The organism is Alkalicaulis satelles (assembly GCF_008630495.1).
Classification (GTDB): Bacteria; Pseudomonadota; Alphaproteobacteria; order Caulobacterales; family Maricaulaceae; genus Oceanicaulis; species Oceanicaulis satelles.
This window is the reverse complement of record NZ_VWOJ01000001.1, coordinates 1,078,924-1,097,554: the sequence shown is the minus strand read 5'-3', so window position 1 is coordinate 1,097,554 and position 18,631 is coordinate 1,078,924. Positions and strand designations below refer to the sequence as shown.

Below are 18,631 nucleotides of genomic sequence, written 5' to 3'. Positions count from 1 at the left end.
TATGCCGCAAGACATTGCAGGAGCATTGGATGACTGCCCGACCCGCTGATCTGGCCGCGCGCCACGCGCACCATCTGGACGCTGCGCTGAAGGCCTGCGCCACGCGTGAGCAATGGAGCCCGTTCAAGGAATCGCCCAGCTCGAAAATCCACGGCGAGGAACGCCCGGCGGAGGGCAAGGCGCGCTTCGAGGCCCTTCTGGGCCGGCCCTTCGAGCTGGACCAGCCCGGGACGATCGGCGCGGTGGGCCATGAGGTCTCGCCCTACACGCTCGAACCGCTGGCCATCGCCTATCCCAAGTCTGACCCCGATGCGCTGTTCAGCGCCGCCAGAGCGGCGATGACCGGCTGGAACTGTCTGACGTCCGAGGAGCGGGCAGGGGTCTGTTTCGAGATGGCGTTCGCGCTGGAAGAGCAGGCCTTCGCCAACGCTCACGCGACCATGCACACTGCCGGACAGGCCTATCTGATGGCGTTCTCGGGCAGCGGCGCGAACGCGCTGGACCGGGGCGTGGAGGCTCTGGCCTATGCCTACAAGGCGATGGCGGACGTGCCGCGCGCGGCCGAGTGGGAGAAGAATTTCGGACGCACAGGCGTGGTGCGCCTGAAGAAGACCTACCGGCTGCGTCCGCGCGGCGTGGCGGTGGTGGTGTGCTGCGCGACATTTCCCATGTGGAACGCCTATCCGGCGGTGTTCGCCAATCTGATGACGGGCAATGCGGCGATCCTCAAACCCCATCCCAATGGCATTTTGCCCGTCGCCATGGCCGTCAAACGCATGCGTGAGGTGCTCACCGGCGCAGGGCTCGACCCCAATATGGTCCTGCTGGCCGCCGACGAGCGCGAAGCGCCCATCACGATCGACCTGCTCAAGCATCCCGCCTGCGCGATCATCGACTATACCGGCAGCCAGCGCTTTGGCGCCTGGATCGAAGAGCACTGCGCGGACCGCTTGGTCTATACCGAGACCGCAGGGTGCAATGCGGTGGTGCTGGACAGTTTTGATGACATGGATGCGGCCATTGGCGGCCTGGCCAATGGGCTGTGCGGCTTCTCCGCCCAGATGTGCACCAGCCCGCAGAATGTCCACTTGCCCGAAACCGGCGTGCGCGCAGATGGCAAGACGCTGAGCTTTGACGAGGCGGCCCGGCGGATTGTGGACGCCATCACCCGGCGCACGGAAAACCCGGCCCGCGCGGCGGGACTGTGCGCAGCGGTCCAGGCCGAACAATCGCTCGAGCTGATCAGCGAGGTCCGCGAGAAGGTGCTGGCGGCCGGCGGCCAGGTGCTGCTGGACTCGCGTCCCTACGCTCATCCCGACTTTCCGAACGCGCGCACCGCAACCCCGCTCGTGGTGTCGGTCGACGCCAGCCAGATCGATCTCTACGGCGAAGAGGTGTTTGCGCCGGTCTGCTTCGTGATCCGGGAGGCGTCCAGAGAGGCGGCGCTGGAAAACTCGGCCCGCATCGCATCCGAACGCGGCGCGATCTCGTCCTATCTCTATTCCGCCGATCGCGGCTTCATCGAGACGGCCCAGGACCGGTTCGCCGAGGCGGGCGCGTCACTCTGGATAAATATGGACAACCGCATGCCGATCAATTTCGCGGCGGCCTATTCGGATTATCATGTCACCGGCCTGAACCCGGCGGGCAATGCCTGTCTGGCGGATCTGGCCTTTGTGGCCGACCGCTTCCGCATCGTGCAGTTCCGCGAGCCGGTTCCTGCGGCGGCGGCCGAATGAGCGCCCTGGCCTTCGAAGGCTCGGGACTGGATATCCTGACCGCCTGGCGCGAGGCCGGACGGATTCCCGGTTTCGCGGCATTGCTGGGATTTGATGTTGCACAATTCTCTGACGGCGCGGCCAAGCTCGAATGCCCGGTCAGGTCCGATCACGCCAATCTCATGGCGGGCGTGCATGGCGGGGTGATGGCCGGGCTGATGGATGCGGTGACGGGCTGCGCGCTATTGACCCTGCTGGACGATAGCCAGCGTTTTGCAACAACCGACCTGCAGGTGCGCTATGTGCGCGCTGCGCCGATATCCACTGCAAGGCTCATCGCCGAAGCGCGGATCGTGCATCGCGGGCGCACGCTGGCGGTCGCCGAGTGCACCGTGTCCTCCGATGCAGGCGTGCACGCGCGCGGCACGGCGGGGATGATGATCACGCCCCGTCACAAGCGCTGAACAGGGCGGCGACTTCCCGGCGCACCACCTTGCCCACCGGGTTGCGCGGCAGGGCCTCGATTCTGTGGATGGCCTTGGGCGCGGCCACCGCGCCGATGGCGGCTTTCACCGCCTCGCGCAAAGCCTCGTCATCCACGCCGGGCTGCGCCACGATGGCGGCCTCCACCCGCTCGCCCCAATAGGGATCGGCCACGCCGAACACGCAGGCCTCCGTGACCCCGTCCACGGACAGAAGCGCCCGCTCGACCTCGGCCGGATAGACATTGAAGCCGCCGGTGATGAGCATTTCGCGCGACCGTCCCCGGATGAACACATGGCCGTCCGGGTCGATGCGCCCCAGATCGCCGGTCTTCAGCCAGCCATCCTCGATATCCAGCGGCTCCCCGGTGAGGTAGCGCGGCGCGACCAGCGGACCGCGCGCCGCAATTTCACCTGTTCCGTCCGGATCCGGACCGAGAATGCGCAGCTGGGTGGACGGGCAGGCCCGCCCGGCGCTCTCCAGCTTGCCGGTCCCGGCCATCTCTCCCGCCGTCATCGCCGCCAGCGCCATGGGCGCTTCGACCTGACCGTACATGGCCGCGATTTTCGGCCCGAAAGCCTCCCAGGCGCGGCGTATCTGGGCCGGGGGCATGGGGGCGGCCGAATAGATCAGTTCGCGCAGCGCGGGGAAACGTTCAGGGCGCGCCAGCCCGCTCCCGCTCAGCTTGATGATCAGGGTGGGCGGCATGAAGGCCAGGGTCACCCCTTCGCGCTCCATCGCGTCCAGAAGCGCTTCAGGCGACAGGTCGGAGGCGATGACGTGACGCCCGCCTGCGATCAGAACGGGCAATAGCAGATGGAAAGCCCCGTGCGACAAGGGCGCGGCGGCGAGATTGACGTCCTCGCCCGTGATCGCGAACACGGCGGCCAGGTCACTGGCGGCTGTGGCGATCACGCGTTGCGTCTGGGCGACGGCCTTGGGCCTGCCGGTCGTGCCCCCCGTCAGCTTCACGCTCATCACGTGATCGGGCGCCAGGGCCGGCGCGCGCCACTGTCCGGCGTCTGCGCTGAGCGCGTCCAGACCCTGCCGGTCGCCAGCCCTGAACAACGCCGCTGGCAGGCTGCTGGAGTTGACGCAGTCCTTGCAGGCCTCGTCCAGCAGCACCAGTGAGGGCCGCAGCGTTTCGCATATCTGGATATTGAGGGCCGGGGCGCTGCGCGGGTTGAGAGGCAGCCAGGCATAACCGGCGAGGAAAATACCGAACATTGCGACCACATGGTCTGCATGGTTCTTCGCCGCCAGCGCCACAATGGCTTCGCGATTATCGCCCAACCGCTTCTGCAGCCCGGCCGCCAGCGCCGCCGCCCGGCTGGCGAGCTCTCCATGGGTCAGCCGGGCGCCCAGATCGTCCTGCAGCGCGGGCCGGTCCGGCCAGCGCGCGGCGCTTTCCATAAAACGCAGGACCGGCGGGATCACGCGGGCCGCTCCAGAAGGGTGACGGCCGTCGCGGCCTCCTCGGTCTGCAGGAAGCCGCCGCCGTTTTCCGCCACCGCGATGCGCGCGCCGGGAATCTGGCGTTCGCCTGCTTCATCGCGCAGGTGCAAGCAGAGCTCATAGAGCTGGGCGATGCCGGTGGCGCCCACCGGGTGGCCTTTCGAGACCAGCCCCCCGGACGGATTGACCGGGACCCGTCCGCCCAGCGTGGTCTGCCCGGCCTCGGAGAAGGGACCGCCCTGGCCGATGGGGCACAGGCCCAGATTCTCGATCTGCTGGATTTCGGAATAGGCCGTGGCGTCATGGACCTCGGCCAGATCGACATCTTCGGGCCCAACCCCTGCCGCCTCATAGGCGGCCCGCGCCACGCGGGCCCCGACATGGGCCGCGAAATCGTCCGGCGCCCGGTCCGCGCCACTGCCCAGCGCGAAGCCGCGCAGCCTGACCGCTCTTTGGCGCATGGCGGGCGTCATGGTCTCCCCGGCCATCAGAACCAGCGCAGCAGCGCCATCGCTGATCGGCGCACACATGGAGCGGGTGAAGGGCCAGACAATCAGCTTGTCGGCCAGCACGTCGTCCACGCTCATTGGCGTGCGGTATTGCGATAGCGGGTTGAGCGCGGAGTGGGTGTGGTTCTTGGACGCCACAGCGGCCAGCTGGCGCCTTGTGGTGCCGAAAGTCTTCATATGCAGCCGGGCGAAGGCGGCGTAGCTGTCCATGAAAAAGCTGCGCGCCTGCGCTTCGCGGCCCTTGAGCGCCTGAGGGATCAGGTCCGCGGCCAGGGCGGAGAGCTCGGCATGAATGCGGTCTATGTTCTCTATATCCGTGCCGCCGCGAAAGGCGGCGGCGATCTTCTCGGGCCGGTCGGGAAAAAACATCTTTTCGGCGCCAACCACCAGCGCGGTCGAGCAGAGCCCTGCACGGATTGAAGCGGCGGCCTGGATGACGGCGGTCGAGCCCGAGGCGCAGGCATTCTCGACATTGACCACCGGTATCGCGCCGATGCCCATGGCCCGCAGCGCGACCTGCCCGCGTATGGTGTTCTGGCCTTCCAGCATGGGCTGGCGGGTATTGGAGAACCAGGCGGCCTCAATCCGGTCCGCACCGATGCCTGCATCGGCCAGCGCGCCCCTGACCGCCTCTGCGGTCAGGGATTTGACGCTGGCCTCAGGGCGCTTGCCCATCGCCGTCATGGCGATTCCGGCGATGAACAGCGCGGTCATGCGGAGCTGGTCTCCAGCCGTTTCTTCAGATCGGGCCGCACCACCTTGTTGAGAGGATTGCGCGGCAGCTGGTCGATCAGCTCCAGCCGCTCGGGCCATTTGAACTTGGCCACGCCCTTGTCTTCAAGGAAGGTTTTGACAGATTCCAGATCGAGGCTCTCGCCGTCCTTGACCACGGCGAACAGGCACACCTTCTCGCCCATCATGCGGTCATCATAGCCGCATACCGCGGCTTCCACGATGGCGGGATGGGCGTTGAGCACGCCATCAAGCTCTTCGGGAGAAATGTTCACGCCGCCGCGGATGATGACGTCCTTGCGCCGGCCCTTGAAGCGGTAGAAGCGGGCCATCTCCCCCTCTCCGGCGATTTCGAACAGATCGCCGGTGCGGAAATATCCCTCGGCGTCGAACACATCCTCGCCTGTGTCGCCGAGATAGCCATCAAACACGTTCGGCCCGCGGATCAGAAGCTCGCCTGTCAGGCCCGGCGCATCGATCAGCGCGTCATCATTTTGCCAGTCGACCAGCTTGCTCTCGAAAAAGGCTGCAAAGCCGTTGGACCAGCTCAGGCCTGGCGCGCCGAAACGGGGGAAGACCACTGCACGCTGTTCGGGGTCGGGCACTTCGGCGGGGCCGCCCACAAGGCCGATCCCCTCGTTGGAGCCGAAGAAGTTCACGATCTCCACCCCGAACTTGTCCTTGAACCCCTTGGTCATCCAGGGATCGAGCGGCGCGGAGCCTGAAGCGATGTATTTCACCGCCGACAGATCGACCTGCCCGTGAAGGGCCTCGTTCTGAAGGAACATGTTCAGCACGGCGGGCGGCGCGATGGTGTAGGCGATCTTCTCCGTCACCAGCTGGCGCAGGAAGCCGGGCAGATCGAAAGGATGGTGCAGGACCAGCGTGCCGCGGTTCTCCAGCCAATAGACGAAGAAGCCCGCCAACGCGGCCATATTGATCAGCGGAAACGGGTTGAGCATGGCCGAGCCCTTGGGCAGCGGCACCGCATCGAACACCGCCAGACTCTGGGTGAACCAGTGGCCGTGATGGCGCGGCACGCCCTTGGGCGTGCCGGTCGAACCCGAAGTCCAGCAGATCGTGACGATGTCCTCCGCCTGGCCTTCGGATGCGGGGCGGGACCCGGGCTCGGAGAAGTCCAGCGCCAGCGGCTCGAAGCCTTCTGTCCTGGCGCCGAACGCAAATCGCTTGGCGCCGGCGGGCAGCGCGTCCGCGATCCGCGGCGCACACGGCTCGTCCTTGAAGCGCGTGATCCCGATAAAGGCTTTCGCCCCCAGCTCGCCGGAGGTGTGGGCCACTTCGTGGCGGCCATACTGCATGGCGATGGGGCTGATGATGGCGCCCAGCCGGGACAGGGCGATGTAAAGAACCGTCAGTTCTGCGGTGTTGGGAAGCTGGACCAGAACCGCATCACCGCGCCCGATCCCGGCCTGTTTCATGACCGCGGCCAGATTGTCCGCCGCGTTTTTCGCCTCCGCCCAGCTCAGGCGCAGGGGCGCGCGGCCGATCAGGGCTTCGCAATCGAGCGGATCGACGATGGCGGTCTGGTCCGGCGCGTCAGAGGCGGCGGCGTCGAAAGCGCCATGCAGCGTGCGGCCGTCCCACCACCCCTTGTCGCGATAGGCCTGATGGCGCGCCTGCGCCTGCGCTGTCCGGTCCATGGCCGGTCTCCTCCCATTGTTCACGTGCGGCGTGATCCGCCGTTTTATAACTTGCACAATCAAACCAACTGGAGCGTCCGGCGCCAAGTCCTATCGCTGCGCCAGCTGTGAAAATCATACCCGCACGCGCGAAAACCGTCTGTGACAAAGCCCGCCGCATCGCCTATACGAGTTGTTATGCAACTTGCGACCGTGAAACCCGCTGCTGACCTGAAGCTGATCCGCAGCTGTTCTATCTGGCGTGCGCTGGAGGTGGTGGGCGACGTGCCCACCATGCTGATTCTGGAGGCGTTCTGGCTGGGTGAACGGCGGTTCGACGGCTTCCAGCAGCGCACCGGCCTGCTCAAGGCGCTGCTCAGCCAGCGGCTCAAGACCATGACCGAGACCGGGCTGCTGGAGAAGCGCCAGTATTCCGAACGGCCTGCGCGGTATGAGTACTGGGCCACCGAAAAGGGCCGCGACCTGTACTGGGTGGCGCTGGCCATGTTGCGCTGGGAGAAGCGCTGGGGCGCGGCGGCGACCAAGTTCACCGTCCAGCTTGATCACCTGGCTTGTGGCGCGCGCAATATCGATGCGGTGCCGTTCAGCCGCTCGGCCGGCGTGCCTTTCACTGCCCGGGATGTCAGCTGGGAACACGGGCCGGGCATGGGCTGGATCGCGCCGCGCCACAGCCGGCGGCGCAAGCAGCGCACAGACGCTGAAAGCACAGAGAGCAATCTTCTGGACGTGATCGTGCAGGTGCTGGGCGACCGCTGGGCCTCGCTCATCCTGCGCTCGATCTTCACCGGCTTCCGCCGCTATGACGAGATCCAGAAGGACGCGGCCATCGCCACCAACATCCTGGCCGACCGCCTGCAATGGCTGACGGGCATGGGGCTGATCCACAAGCGGCTCTATTCCGAAAGTCCCGCCCGCTATGAGTACCGCCTGACCGAGACCGGCATCGACTATTATCCGGTGCTGGTCATGCTGATGGTGTGGGGCGACCGCTGGTATGTGGCGCCAGAAGGGCCGCCCCTGGTGCTCGAGCACCGGCACACTGGACTGCCGCTGGATCCGGTGATGGCTTGCTCGTGCTGCCACCAGCCGCTCGTGCCCGGCGAGGTGGCCTTCCACATCCGGCCCATGCGGCGCAGCCAGGAAGAAGTCCGGGCGCAGGGGGCCTAGACTTTCATTATCATACCCACTAGTTTTTCCTCAGCTTTCAAGGGGAGGAACCGCTATGGGCGCTCCATCACAGCCCGGCCGGGTGACGCTGGTCACCGGGGCGGGCAAGGGGTTGGGACGGGCCTTCGCGCTGGCTTGCATGGCGCGCGGGGACGCGGTCGTGGTCAATAACCGGCGGCGCGAAGGCGCTGAAGACAGCGCTGAGCAGACCGCTGCAGAAATTCGCGCTGCCGGAGGGCGCGCCGCCGCCGAACTGTCAGACATCACCGATCCTGGCGCGGGCGAAGCCATGGTGCAGGCGGCCCTGTCCGCCTTCGGGCGGCTTGATGCGGTGATCTTCAATGCCGGGGTGAACGGCGCGGCGGGCCGGTTCATGGACCTGCCCGCAGATGAGTTCGCGACCGTTATGGCGGTCAATCTGACCGCCCAGATCGCGCTGGCCCGCGCCGCCTTGCCCCATCTGCGCGAAAGCCCGGCGGGGCGGATGGTGTTCGTGTCATCCTCGGCGGGCCTGTACGGCATATACGGGCGGGCTCCCTATAGCGCCTCGAAAGCCGCACTGAACGGATTTGCGCTGGCCCTGGCGCAGGAAGAGCGGCGCGGCCCTGTGCGGGTGAACGTGCTGGCGCCCTATGCGGCCACCCGGATGACGGGCGACGCCATCAGCGGGGAGATGGCCGCGCGCTTCACCCCTGAAGCCGCTGCGCCCGCCTGCGCCTTCCTGGCCAGCGCAGCGTGCGAGCGCGGTGGCGAGATTTGGGTGACAGGCGGAGGATTCGCCCGCCGGGCCGCGATGATGGAGGGCGGCGGATCAGCCTTGCCGGCCACTGTGGCTGAAGCGGATCTGGCCCGCGCCGGCGCCATGGACGGCGCACGCGAAGCCTCGGGCGCGCCCGCCGCCTTCATGGATTTCGTCAAGTGCGCGCAGGAGGCGCAGTCATGACCCTTGTTTCTGCAATCGCTCTCAATCTGGCCGTGGCCTATGCGCTGGTGATGATCTGCGTGCTGGCCCTGTGGGCCATCAGCGTGAAAATCCGCGATGTCAGCATTATCGACATGTTCTGGGGGGCGGGATTCGCGGTGATCGCGGTGGCGCTGTATCTGCTGAACCGGCCCCAGAGCGTTTACGCGATCATGCTGGCGGCCATGCCGGCGCTGTGGGCGGCCCGCTACACGCTTTTCATCCTGAAACGCAATTGGGGCCATGGCGAAGATGCGCGCTACGCGAAACTGCGCGACTGGGTGCAGGGCGGAGACGCGGCTTTCGCGCGCTTTTCCCTGACCCGGGTATTCCTGCTGCAGGGCCATGTGATGGTCATCGTCGCGCTGCCTGTCATCGTGGCCCTGGCGATGGACGGCCCGCCCGCCTGGCCGGTGCTGTTATGGGTGGGCGCAGGGGTATGGCTGGCGGGCGTGGCGTGCGAAGCCGCCGCCGACGCGCAGCTGACCGCCTTCCGCAAGGATCCCGCCAACAAGGGCAAGGTGCTGGATAAAGGCCTGTGGGGCTGGTCACGCCATCCCAACTATTTCGGCAACGCGCTTTTGTGGTGGGGCATTTTCATCGCCGCCAGCGCGCACCCCGTCGCGCTCGTGACGGTGATCGGCCCGATCATGATGACCCATTTCCTGGTCAATGTGACCGGCATGCGCACGCTGGACAAGAAGCTGGCGCGCGAGAAGCCGGGCTATGCCGAATACATGGCGCGCACATCAGGCTTTGTGCCCATGCCGCCCAAACGGGCATGAAAAAACGGGGCTCCGGTCTCCCGGAGCCCCGCCCTTCACTGTCATGAACCCCTGTCAGGCCGCGCGGATCTGGTCACCCGGCGCCCAGGTGCCGTGGAAGCCTGCAGGCACGCGCTGGGGCAGCTTCACCCGCGCCAGCGGCTTGGAGGAGAAGTCCTGCGCATCCAGGATCAGCGCTTCCGACGCGCCGGTCTCGGCGTTGAACACAAAGGAGATGACATAGCCGTCATCCTCGTGCTTGGCCCCGGTCCTGGCCGCATAGGCCGGCTCGGATCCGAACCGGCCGGGGCCGAATTCATGGGCCTCGCCGCGTCCGGTCTTGAGATCATATTTCACCAGCCCGTCAAAGACCTGGGTCTGGGTATTGGGAATGGAGACGTGATAGGAATACCGGCTGTCGCGGCCTGTCTTGTCGAGATTGATGACCGGGAACTCGGTCACCCGGTCATCAACGGGGCGCTCCTTGGTCTGGCCGGTCTTCAGATTGAAGCGCCACTCATACAGCACCGCCTGCAGGGCCAGCACGCCAACCATCGGCGCGTAAGGGCCGTAAGCGGGATCGGGGGTGAGGCCGTTGGGGATCATCTTGCAGGCGTAGAAGACGATCTCGTCGCCTTCCTCCCACGCATTCACCCCGTGATAGATGTAGCACGGATCAGCCTCGAACCAGCGCACATCGCCGGTCCCGTCCTTGCGCAGCACGCCAAAGCGGGTGGCCTGGCCCTTGGGCTGGTGAATCTGCCACATGCCGTTGCGTATGCCGGACTCGGTGAACACCACCGGCAGATCCATCAGCACCATGTAATTCTCGGTGATCGCCATGTCGTGGGGCAGGCGCGGCCCGGGCAGCTCGATCTCGCGGAACCAGGACAATTCATTGTCCTTGGACACCACCCCGGCGCTCATGACCGGGTTGTAGAGGTCATAGTCAAAGAACACGAACTCCCCGGTCCCGGGGTCCACCTTGGAGTGGGCGGAAACATTCTTGGGCAGCTTGCCCGAGAAGGTCTCGGTGCGCACGGTCTCGAGCGTGCGCGCGTCCACGCGCACCGGCTGTCCGGAAATATACCACAGCGCCATCAGCGAGCCGTTGTGCAGGACCACATCGGTATTGGCGGTGTCCTTGTAGGTGGTGGGGTGGCGTGATTTGTCGGCGGGCATGAGGATGCCGCCCGCATCAAGCATGCCGGCTTTCTCCGCCTCGTGATCGGCCGAGCGGACATAGCGGTTGCGGTATTCCGCCTTGCCGTTCTCGAAATAAATCCCGTGCAGCATGCCATCGCCGTCGAACCAGTGATGCATGCCCTCAGGCGCGTTCAGCGGGTTCGGGCCATTGCGCACATAAGCCCCGTGAAGATCGCGGGGAATCTCACCCTCAACCTCCAGCTCCAGCGCGGTGACTTCCTTGCGCACGGGCGCATAAATGCCCTTCAGATACGGGTTGAGCTTGTTGACCGGGGTGCTGAGCTCTTCGCGCTCGAAATCGGTGACGATCATGGTCATGGCAGGCCTCCTTCAGACTGCCCGCGCCGGACGCGCAGGGTTTTCAGCTGTGTGAACGGGGATGGCGCAGGCGGCGGCGTACTCGCTGGCCAGCGCGTCGGCGATAAGGGCGGCGCTTTGCGTGGCGGTGACCGCGCCCACGCCATGCCCGGCGGACCAGACATCGCGCCAGGCTTTCACCTGGCCTTCGCTGTCGGCGAAATCGGGACCGTCCTCGCGGCGGCCGTCCGCCCCGATGCCCATGCGGGCCAGGCTGGCCTTGAGGTAATAGGCGTCCGCCCCGGTCAGCTTGTTGGACAGGACAAGGTCCTCGAACTCGGCGGCTATGAGCATGGAGCGGTATTCATCGGACGCCAGACTCTCTTCAGCAGCGATGAAGCGCGTGCCCATATAGGCAAAGTCCGCGCCCAGCACCTCAGCGGCGCGGATTGCGCGTCCGTCGCCTATGCCGCCGCCCAGCATGACCGGGCCGTCGAAAAAGCGGCGCACCGCGGACACGAAGGCGAAGCCGGCCATCGGGCCGGTATGTCCGCCCGCGCCTGCCGAGACGAGCACAAGCCCGTCTGCGCCCTGCTCGACGGCCTTCCTGGCGAAACCCACCGAATTGACATCTGCGAAGACCAGACCGCCATACTCATGGACCGCATCCACCACCCGGCGCGGCCCGCCCAGCGCTGTGATGACGATCTCGGGTTTGTAACGGCCGACCAGATCAAGCTCGGCGTCGAACCGGCCATAGGATGAATGGGTGACCATGTTCGCCGCAAAGGGCGCGCGTGGACCGTCAGGCGCACACGCGCCGGCCAGCCAGTCCTCCAGCACCTCGATGGTGCGCGCATTGGGAAAAGGAAAGCTTGCCATCAGCCCGGCCCGGCGCGCAGCATCCACCAGCGCAGGTCCCGATACCAGGAACATGGGTGCGACAACTGCGGGCAGGCGCATGCGGGCCTTCAGCGCATCGGCTGTGGTGGAGGTCAAGCGGCGGCTCCGAAGTTAGCTTTCATAACCATACCAACTCGATTGTGGGCGATCCGGCGGCGGCTGGCAAGGCCCTTCAGGTGGCTACTTGCATAATCATACCTGTTAGCTTTAGCCTCGCTTCCAGATCGAGCGAAGGAGCGGGCCATGGCCGCTGAGGTGTTCATTCTGGGCGGCGCGCAGACCGACTTCGCCCGCAACTGGGCCCGTGAGGGGCTGGGTCTTCAGGATATGATGGCTGAGGCGGCGCTGGCCGGACTGGCCGATGCGGGCCTGGACCCGGCACATGTCGAGACCGTGCATATCGGCAATTTCGCGGGCGAGCTGTTCTGCGGACAGGGCCTGCTGGGCGGGTTCGCCGGGCATATCCATCCTGATCTGGAAGGCCTGCCCACCATGCGTCATGAGGCCGCGTGCGCCTCGGGTTCGATGGCGATTCTGGCCGCCATGGCCGATATCGAGGCGGGCCGTTACGGCGTGGCGGCGGTGCTGGGCGTGGAAATGATGCGCAATGTGCCCGGCCAGACTGCGGCGGAATATCTGGGCGCGGCGGCCTGGGCGGGACGGGAAGCGCAGGGTGCAACCTATCTGTGGCCAGCCATGTTCTCCGATATCGCCGAGGAATACGACGCCCGCTTCGGCCTCGACCGCGCCCACCTGGCGGAAATCAGCCGGATCAATTTCGACAACGCCCGGCGCAATCCCGCTGCACAGACCCGCAAATGGTCCTTCAGCGAGGCGAGTTTCAGTGAGGATGACGAGGCCAATCCGGTCATCGAAGGCCGCATGCGCAAATCAGATTGCGGGCAGGTCACCGATGGCGCGGCGATGATCGTGCTGGCCGGCGCCGAGGCGGCGCGCGCCCACGCCGCACGCACCGGCCGCCGGCTGGAAGATATCCCGCGCATCAAGGGCTGGGGCCACACCACCGCGCCATTGCTGCTGGAAAAGAAGCTGGCCGATTCCCGGGGGCGCAATGATGGCTGGATGTTTCCCTGGATGCGCAAGGCGATGACAGACGCTTACGCGCGCGCCGGGCTGAGCGGCGCCGGGGACATCGACGCTTTCGAGACTCATGACTGCTTCTCGGTGACCGAGCTGGCCGCCATCGAGCATTTCGGCATCACCGCGCCGGGCCGGGCGGGCGAGGCGGTGGAGGACGGGCGCATCGCCCTGGGCGGGCGCTCGCCGGTCAATCCGTCTGGCGGGTTGATCGGGCTCGGCCATCCGGTTGGCGCCACGGGCGTTCGCATGGCGCTGGACGCCGCCCGTCAGGTTCAGGGCCGTGCAGGTGACTGCCAGGTCGAAGGCGCACGCAATGTGGCCACTTACAATGTGGGCGGTTCGGCCACCGCCAATGTCTCACTGGTGATCGGCGCATGAAACTGTCTGACGCATACCTCTATGACGCAGTCCGCACGCCCCGGGGCAAGGGCCGCGAAGGCGGCGCGCTGGCGCATATCGGCCCGCACGAGCTGGTCTCCCAGCTCGTGGCGGCGCTCAAGGACCGCACTTCGCCGGACGCGGTGGAGTCCGCTTCAGCCCTGATTCTGGGCAGCGTCGGCCAGATCGGCAGCCAGGGCGGCAATATCGCTTTGGTCAGCCGCCTGCATGCGGGCCTGCCTCACGAGACTGCCGCCTGGACGCTGAACAATTTCTGTGTGGCGGGGCTGACCGCCACAGGACAGGCCGCAGCCCTGGCCAGCGCCGGAGAACCAGCCCTGATGCTGGCGGGCGGGGTGGAGATGCTCAGCCAGGTCCCCTTCATGGGGGACAAGGCCAGCTATTACACCGATCCCGATCTGTCCCGTGCCCTGCGTTACGCGCCCGTGGCGCTGTCGGCCGATCTGATGGCCACCAAGGAAGGGCTAAGCCGCGCCGAGCTGGACGCCGAGGTGATCGCCTCCCACGAGCGCGCCGCGCAGGCCTGGGCGCAAGGCCGCCACGATGCGGCGGTGGCGCCTGTCCGCGGCCCTGATGGCGCGATCGTGCTGGCGCGCGACGAGTGCATCCGTGAAGGCATGGACCAGGCCGCGCTCGACGCCCTGCCCCCTGCCTTCGCGAAGATGGGCGCAGCGGGCTATGACGCGATGATGCTGAAAGCCAATCCGGGGCTGGAGGCGGTCTCCCATCTGCATTCGGTCGCCCACTGCCCGCCCATGGCCGACGGCGCTGCGCTGACCCTGATCGGGTCACGGGCGGCGGGTGATGCGGCGGGGCTGAAACCCAAAGCCCGGATCCTGGCCCGGATCGATGCGTCCGGCGATCCGGTCGATCAGCTCACAGCCGGCTTTGCGGCCATGGACGCCCTTTTGTCCATGACCGGGCTGTCGCTGGATGATTTTGACCGCATCGAATTCATGGAGGCGTTCGCCGCCGTGCCCGCCAAGTTCCGCCGCGACCGGGGCGCAGACCCGTCGAAGGTGAACGTCAATGGCGGCCATCTGGCCATGGGCCATCCGATGGGGGCGACCGGCGCAATTCTACTGACCACGCTGGTTCATGAACTGGAACGTTGCGGCGGCGCGCTGGGGCTCGCTGTCGCCCATGGCGGTTCAGGCACGGGTTCAGCCATGATTGTGGAACGCTCATGAGCGTGTCAGACAAAGCGTCCGCCGCTCCGGGCGCCGGGTATCGCGGTTTCGTGCTGGCGATGCTGTTTCTGGTCTATGCGTTCAATTTTCTTGACCGCCAGATCATCGCCATCCTGGCCATTCCCATCCAGGCTGAGCTGGGGCTGGATGACCGGCAAATGGGGCTCCTGGGCGGCATCGCCTTTGCGGCGCTGTATTCCGTACTGGGCGTGCCCATCGCCTGGCTGGCCGACCGCACCAGCCGGACCTGGATCATCACCGTCTCGCTGACCGCCTGGAGCGGGTTCACCGCCCTGTGCGGCCTGGCGCAGAATTTCTGGCAGCTCTTCGCCGCCCGGGTGGGCGTCGGCGTGGGCGAGGCCGGCGGCGTGGCGCCGTCCTATTCACTGATCGCGGACTATTTTCCGCCAGGCAGCCGGGCGGGGGCGCTGGCGATCTATTCGCTGGGCATTCCGGTGGGCAGCGCCTGCGGGGTCTATGCCGGCGCGCTGATCGCGGGCGGGGCGCTGGGCGCGGACTATGACTGGCGCTCGGCCTTTATCTTCGTGGGCGTTGCGGGCGTCGTGCTGGCCCCGCTCTTCCGTCTGGCCGTGCGGGAACCCAGGCGCGGCGGTCTCGATATCAAGGCGCCGGCCGCGCCTGCTGTGGAAGCGCCCGCCAGCATGACATCCGACGTCAGCCGGCCCAGCTTCGCAGCCACGATCGCCCTCTTGGCGCGCAAGCCCACCTTCTGGCTGCTGGCGCTGGGCGCATCGTGTTCATCCATGATGGGCTATGGGGTCTTTTTCTGGATGCCCAGCTTCTTTGCCCGGACCTACGGGCTTGGCATCGTCGACACGGGCTGGATATTCGGCACCATCGTCCTGATCGGCGGCGGGCTGGGCATTTTCCTCGGCGGAATCCTGGGTGACCGGCTGGGGCGCGCCAGCAAGAAGGCCTATGTGCGCGTGCCCGCCATCGCGTTCTTTCTGACCATGCCGTTTTATCTGATCGGGGTCATGGCGCCGTCACCCATCGCCGCATTTTTCCTGTTCCTCATCCCCACCGGCCTCGGCCTTGCCTGGGCGGGACCGACGCTATCGGTATTCCAGCAATTGGTGCCGCCATCCATGCGCTCGGTCGCATCGGCCGTTTTCCTTCTGCTCAATAATCTCCTGGGCATCGGGGTCGGCGTTTACGTGCTGGGTGAGCTCTCGACCCTCTATGCCCCGCTGTTTGGCGAGCAGTCGCTGCGTTATGCGATCATGACCGGTGCAAGCCTCTATCTGGTGGCCGGGATATTGTTCCTGACCGCCCTGCGCACGCTGGACCGTGACTGGGTGAATTGACCGGCGGCAAGCTGCGCCATCAGTACGCGCGCTGGCTCAAGAACCGGGCGGGTCATGTTCGCCCCGCTCGCCGGCTTCAGGCTTGAGCCCGTAGGGTGCGACCAGGCGCCAGACATGGTCCGGGATCATGTTTTTCATCCGCCGCGGTTCCTGACGGCGCAGGTGCAGCACGGTTTCGGACGCCTTCATCTCCACCCGGGCCCGGGCGAACTCCAGGCCGCGGGGTCCGATTTTCGGCATCAGCCAGGCGGCTATGGGCCGCGCCCAGTCCGGCATGGCGCGCAAGGGCAGCCCGCCCGCCGCACGCTCGGTATTGGCGATGAAGCCGGTGACCGCGGTCTGGCGCTTGCCCTTGGAGCCGGGTTCGGCCAGCGCGGCCTCATCGGCGATCAGATCCAGCAGCGCCTCGCCGCGCGCATTGCGCACCAAGAGCCATTGCTCGCCCTCCCCGCCCATATAGCCCACCGTGATGTCGGCCAGCACATTGGTGTAGTCCACGCAGGTCCGGCAGGTCAGCGGGAAGAAGTCCGGCGGCAGTTTGGAAATCGGCAGTTTCAGGAAGGGGATGGTCTTGCGCCGCCCGTCCTCGAAGCGCAGCTCCACCTGGTAGTCGGCGCGAAATTCCAGATAGGTGATGGCGCCGGGCTGGTCCGACAGGAGCGCCAGGAACTGGTGGAAGCGCTCTGTGGTGGTGTTGTCCGAGCACGGCGTGCCGATCACATAGAGCGCGTCTAGATCAAGCTCGGTCTCCAGCGCGCGCAGCGCATAGACCTGACAGGGAATGCCGATCACCGCCACCCGCTTGTAACCCTTGGCGCGCACCGGCTCGATCAGGGCGATGAGGGGCGAATAGCCCATGCGCATGCCGCGCACATGGGCCATGCCGTCTGCGCGCGTGACCATCACCGGAACCGGTTTCCAGCGGTCGTCAGGATCGGGCGCGACGGTCAGCACCACGTCCACCGCATCGGTTTCCAGAAGCCGCTCGGCCAGACGCGTCGCGATTCCCGTCCACTGGGCGCCCTCGCGCGGGGCTTTCAGCGCCGCGCGCACCATGCGCCGGAAGGGGCCGAAATGCAGCTCGTCGGGACGAGCAGGATCGCGCGCGCGGCCATGCACCCTGGCTTCCAGGGCGGGATAATCGGGCTGGATGAACTGGCAGGCCCGCCCGCATGCCTTGGGGTCCTCCAGGCGCGAAACGCCGCAATCGGTGCACAGATTGCGCGCCTCGGCTTCGCGCAGGGCTGGCGCCTCAACGCCCGGAAATTCAGGTCGCGGCGCTGTCATGAAGGCCCGTTCGGGTCAGGGGCTGACACAAAAGTGGGCATGGGAAGGCGCGTCCTTGCGGGTGCGGGATCTCGAGCGGACCGCGCGCTTCAAGCAAAGCGCCGTCCGCGTCCAGTGACGCGAAAAGCGGGACGGGCGTCAAGGGCAATGCAACAGTCTTGCTTGTCGCTTTTGCTTGACACTCATGGGCGGGCGTTCATGGTGGACAGGACGGCGTCGGCGCCGTCCGGCATGCGCATACGCATTCCGGGGCTTCACGATCACACGAGCGGCCCACATGGCTGCGCGATCTCCCCGGCAAGACTGTCCCGCTTCATGGCTTACGGGGACTTTTATGGCCTTGACCACCGTTCTCGATCCGGCGGCCCGCCGGGTCTTCCGCCTCGCCTACGCCAGCCGCTCGCTCTCGGGAATGGGCGCGCCGTTCGTGACCGAACTGGCCGATTACGCCGCATCCAGTAACCGGCGCAACCGGGTCTCGGGCGTGCTCTTCGCGCAAGATGATATCTTCCTGCAATGGCTTGAAGGGCCGCGAGACACGGTGTGCGCCCTCATGAAACGCATCGAGGCCGATCCGCGCCATCATGAGGTCAGCGTGCTGGGTTCGGGGTGGATGGCGCAGCGGCGATATGCGCGCTGGCCCATGCAGCTCAGTGACCGGCCCATGCCCTGTCTGGCGCCGCGTTCGCCCCGCTCGTCCTATGACGCGGACGGCGCCATGCGCGCTTTTGACAGCGTGGCGGAGGATCATCTTCGTGAGGCGGCGCCGGACGGGCGCGTGCATCTTGAACATGCCGCCTTCGCCCGCGCGCTGATCAGCGCGTCAGACGAAGCTCTGCCCGCCCTGCCGCAGGCGGCCCTGCGCGATCTTCACCGGCGGGCCGAGCTGGCCGATCATGTGTGCATGGCTCTCGCCCAGGGCCGGGCGGAGGATATCTGGCCGCCGGACCAGATCGCCATCGCCCTGTTTCGCCTCAACCGGCTGTGGCAGCAGGCGGGCCGTGCGCGCGACCCTGTGCAGGCGCGCCGTCATGTGGCTATTGCAGTCCCGCCGGGCGCATCTGAAATCCTGGGCGCCATCGTCAAGGCCGATCTGTTGCGCAGCGAGGGCGTGGCCGTGCGCATGGTGCTCGATGACTCCGATGAGGCGGCGCTGGATGCGGCCTGCAGCCCGGGTCTCGACGCCGTCATCGTGGCCGGTCCGCGCGCAGGCCCGGGCAGCGAGGCGCGCCGAGCCCATGGCTTTGCGCTGGCCGTTCAGGCGCGCGCGCCCCGGCGTCCGGTCTATCTGGGCGGCGCGGCGTCAGGCCCGCTGGCCGCCTGGGCCGGCGCGCAGGCGCTTAACGAGGCGCAGGCCAACGCTCATGCGTCGCTTGCGATCGGCGAGCTGGTGCAATCGGCTCTGGGGTCACTCAACCGCCAGCGCACCGCCTTCGACGCGCCGCGTACAGCCTCCCAGCGCCATTAGGC

15 protein-coding genes are annotated in these 18,631 nt (G+C 66.7%); 9 read left to right on the top strand and 6 right to left on the bottom strand.

Going from position 1 to position 18,631, the window contains the following annotated elements:
• The first annotated feature begins 29 nt into the window (after window positions 1–29).
• Together paaN and F1654_RS05325 are read left to right on the top strand one after the other, a co-directional pair.
• Entirely contained in the window at window positions 30–1,739 is a 1,710-nt protein-coding gene (gene paaN / locus F1654_RS05330; protein ID WP_150022432.1) for a phenylacetic acid degradation protein PaaN, read from the top strand.
• Window positions 1,736–2,182, top strand: a complete 447-nt coding sequence (locus tag F1654_RS05325) for a PaaI family thioesterase (protein WP_150022431.1) — start codon at window positions 1,736–1,738, stop codon at window positions 2,180–2,182. Before paaN ends, F1654_RS05325 begins: the two co-directional genes overlap by 4 nt.
• Here the strand turns inward: F1654_RS05325 and F1654_RS05320 are convergent.
• The 3 genes from F1654_RS05320 to F1654_RS05310 are packed head-to-tail and all read right to left on the bottom strand — an operon-like array spanning window position 2,160 to window position 6,558.
• The gene (locus F1654_RS05320; RefSeq protein ID WP_150022430.1) at window positions 2,160–3,638 is read right to left on the bottom strand and encodes a class I adenylate-forming enzyme family protein; all 1,479 of its coding nucleotides are present in this window, start codon (window positions 3,636–3,638) and stop codon (window positions 2,160–2,162) included. The two genes, F1654_RS05325 and F1654_RS05320, sit on opposite strands and share 23 nt — an antisense overlap.
• Complete coding sequence (locus tag F1654_RS05315) at window positions 3,635–4,879, bottom strand: thiolase family protein (protein ID WP_150022429.1); 1,245 nt, start codon at window positions 4,877–4,879, stop codon at window positions 3,635–3,637. Before F1654_RS05315 ends, F1654_RS05320 begins: the two co-directional genes overlap by 4 nt.
• Window positions 4,876–6,558 carry a class I adenylate-forming enzyme family protein gene (locus F1654_RS05310; RefSeq protein ID WP_150022428.1) on the bottom strand — a complete coding sequence of 561 codons (1,683 nt, stop codon included), beginning with the start codon at window positions 6,556–6,558 and terminating at the stop codon, window positions 4,876–4,878. Before F1654_RS05310 ends, F1654_RS05315 begins: the two co-directional genes overlap by 4 nt.
• A 177-nt stretch (window positions 6,559–6,735) precedes the next feature.
• Here F1654_RS05310 and F1654_RS05305 point away from each other — a divergent pair, with 177 nt between their 5' ends.
• Genes F1654_RS05305 through F1654_RS05295 form a run of 3 tightly spaced genes read left to right on the top strand, consistent with a single transcriptional unit; the run spans window position 6,736 to window position 9,471 of the window.
• On the top strand, window positions 6,736–7,725 hold the full coding sequence (locus F1654_RS05305) for a winged helix-turn-helix transcriptional regulator (RefSeq protein ID WP_150022427.1): 990 nt from the start codon (window positions 6,736–6,738) through the stop codon (window positions 7,723–7,725).
• A gap of 55 nt (window positions 7,726–7,780) precedes the next feature.
• A complete protein-coding gene (locus tag F1654_RS05300) occupies window positions 7,781–8,668 on the top strand; it encodes an SDR family NAD(P)-dependent oxidoreductase (RefSeq protein ID WP_150022426.1) in 888 nt (295 codons plus the stop codon).
• Complete coding sequence (locus tag F1654_RS05295) at window positions 8,665–9,471, top strand: DUF1295 domain-containing protein (protein ID WP_150022425.1); 807 nt, start codon at window positions 8,665–8,667, stop codon at window positions 9,469–9,471. The genes F1654_RS05300 and F1654_RS05295 overlap by 4 nt, the downstream gene beginning before the upstream one ends.
• Window positions 9,472–9,525: 54 nt before the next feature.
• Here the strand turns inward: F1654_RS05295 and F1654_RS05290 are convergent, their stop codons facing one another.
• Together F1654_RS05290 and F1654_RS05285 are read right to left on the bottom strand one after the other, a co-directional pair.
• On the bottom strand, window positions 9,526–10,974 hold the full coding sequence (locus F1654_RS05290; protein WP_233205135.1) for a carotenoid oxygenase family protein: 1,449 nt from the start codon (window positions 10,972–10,974) through the stop codon (window positions 9,526–9,528).
• A 12-nt stretch (window positions 10,975–10,986) separates the two neighbouring features.
• Complete coding sequence (locus tag F1654_RS05285) at window positions 10,987–11,952, bottom strand: NAD(P)H-dependent flavin oxidoreductase (RefSeq protein WP_233205134.1); 966 nt, start codon at window positions 11,950–11,952, stop codon at window positions 10,987–10,989.
• Window positions 11,953–12,099: 147 nt separating this feature from the next.
• On the opposite strand from F1654_RS05285, the gene F1654_RS05280 reads away from it, so the two are divergent.
• From F1654_RS05280 to F1654_RS05270, 3 genes are read left to right on the top strand one after another with little or no spacing between them, the layout of a single operon-like run.
• Window positions 12,100–13,335: an acetyl-CoA acetyltransferase gene (locus tag F1654_RS05280; RefSeq protein WP_150022424.1), complete on the top strand. Its 1,236-nt coding sequence runs from the start codon at window positions 12,100–12,102 to the stop codon at window positions 13,333–13,335.
• Window positions 13,332–14,546: an acetyl-CoA C-acyltransferase gene (locus F1654_RS05275; RefSeq protein ID WP_150022423.1), complete on the top strand. Its 1,215-nt coding sequence runs from the start codon at window positions 13,332–13,334 to the stop codon at window positions 14,544–14,546. The genes F1654_RS05280 and F1654_RS05275 overlap by 4 nt, the downstream gene beginning before the upstream one ends.
• On the top strand, window positions 14,543–15,874 hold the full coding sequence (locus F1654_RS05270; RefSeq protein ID WP_150022422.1) for a spinster family MFS transporter: 1,332 nt from the start codon (window positions 14,543–14,545) through the stop codon (window positions 15,872–15,874). The genes F1654_RS05275 and F1654_RS05270 overlap by 4 nt, the downstream gene beginning before the upstream one ends.
• A gap of 36 nt (window positions 15,875–15,910) precedes the next feature.
• Here F1654_RS05270 and F1654_RS05265 read toward each other — a convergent pair whose 3' ends face one another.
• A complete protein-coding gene (locus F1654_RS05265) occupies window positions 15,911–17,161 on the bottom strand; it encodes a Coenzyme F420 hydrogenase/dehydrogenase, beta subunit C-terminal domain (protein WP_150022421.1) in 1,251 nt (416 codons plus the stop codon).
• A gap of 334 nt (window positions 17,162–17,495) precedes the next feature.
• Between F1654_RS05265 and F1654_RS05260 the strand changes: the two genes are divergently transcribed.
• On the top strand, window positions 17,496–18,629 hold the full coding sequence (locus tag F1654_RS05260; protein ID WP_199200460.1) for a BLUF domain-containing protein: 1,134 nt from the start codon (window positions 17,496–17,498) through the stop codon (window positions 18,627–18,629).
• The last annotated feature ends 2 nt before the right edge of the window (window positions 18,630–18,631 follow it).

Bases quoted from the DNA above. Each gene is read 5' to 3' on its own strand.
- F1654_RS05275 (WP_150022423.1), top strand. From the start codon at position 13,332: ATGAAACTGTCTGACGCATACCTCTATGACGCAGTCCGCACGCCCCGG.
- F1654_RS05315 (WP_150022429.1), bottom strand. From the start codon at position 4,879: ATGACCGCGCTGTTCATCGCCGGAATCGCCATGACGGCGATGGGCAAG.
- F1654_RS05295 (WP_150022425.1), top strand. From the start codon at position 8,665: ATGACCCTTGTTTCTGCAATCGCTCTCAATCTGGCCGTGGCCTATGCG.
- F1654_RS05290 (WP_233205135.1), bottom strand. From the start codon at position 10,974: ATGACCATGATCGTCACCGATTTCGAGCGCGAAGAGCTCAGCACCCCG.
- F1654_RS05280 (WP_150022424.1), top strand. From the start codon at position 12,100: ATGGCCGCTGAGGTGTTCATTCTGGGCGGCGCGCAGACCGACTTCGCC.
- F1654_RS05305 (WP_150022427.1), top strand. From the start codon at position 6,736: ATGCAACTTGCGACCGTGAAACCCGCTGCTGACCTGAAGCTGATCCGC.
- F1654_RS05310 (WP_150022428.1), bottom strand. From the start codon at position 6,558: ATGGACCGGACAGCGCAGGCGCAGGCGCGCCATCAGGCCTATCGCGAC.
- paaN (WP_150022432.1), top strand. From the start codon at position 30: ATGACTGCCCGACCCGCTGATCTGGCCGCGCGCCACGCGCACCATCTG.
- F1654_RS05300 (WP_150022426.1), top strand. From the start codon at position 7,781: ATGGGCGCTCCATCACAGCCCGGCCGGGTGACGCTGGTCACCGGGGCG.
- F1654_RS05270 (WP_150022422.1), top strand. From the start codon at position 14,543: ATGAGCGTGTCAGACAAAGCGTCCGCCGCTCCGGGCGCCGGGTATCGC.
- F1654_RS05325 (WP_150022431.1), top strand. From the start codon at position 1,736: ATGAGCGCCCTGGCCTTCGAAGGCTCGGGACTGGATATCCTGACCGCC.
- F1654_RS05265 (WP_150022421.1), bottom strand. From the start codon at position 17,161: ATGACAGCGCCGCGACCTGAATTTCCGGGCGTTGAGGCGCCAGCCCTG.
- F1654_RS05260 (WP_199200460.1), top strand. From the start codon at position 17,496: ATGGCCTTGACCACCGTTCTCGATCCGGCGGCCCGCCGGGTCTTCCGC.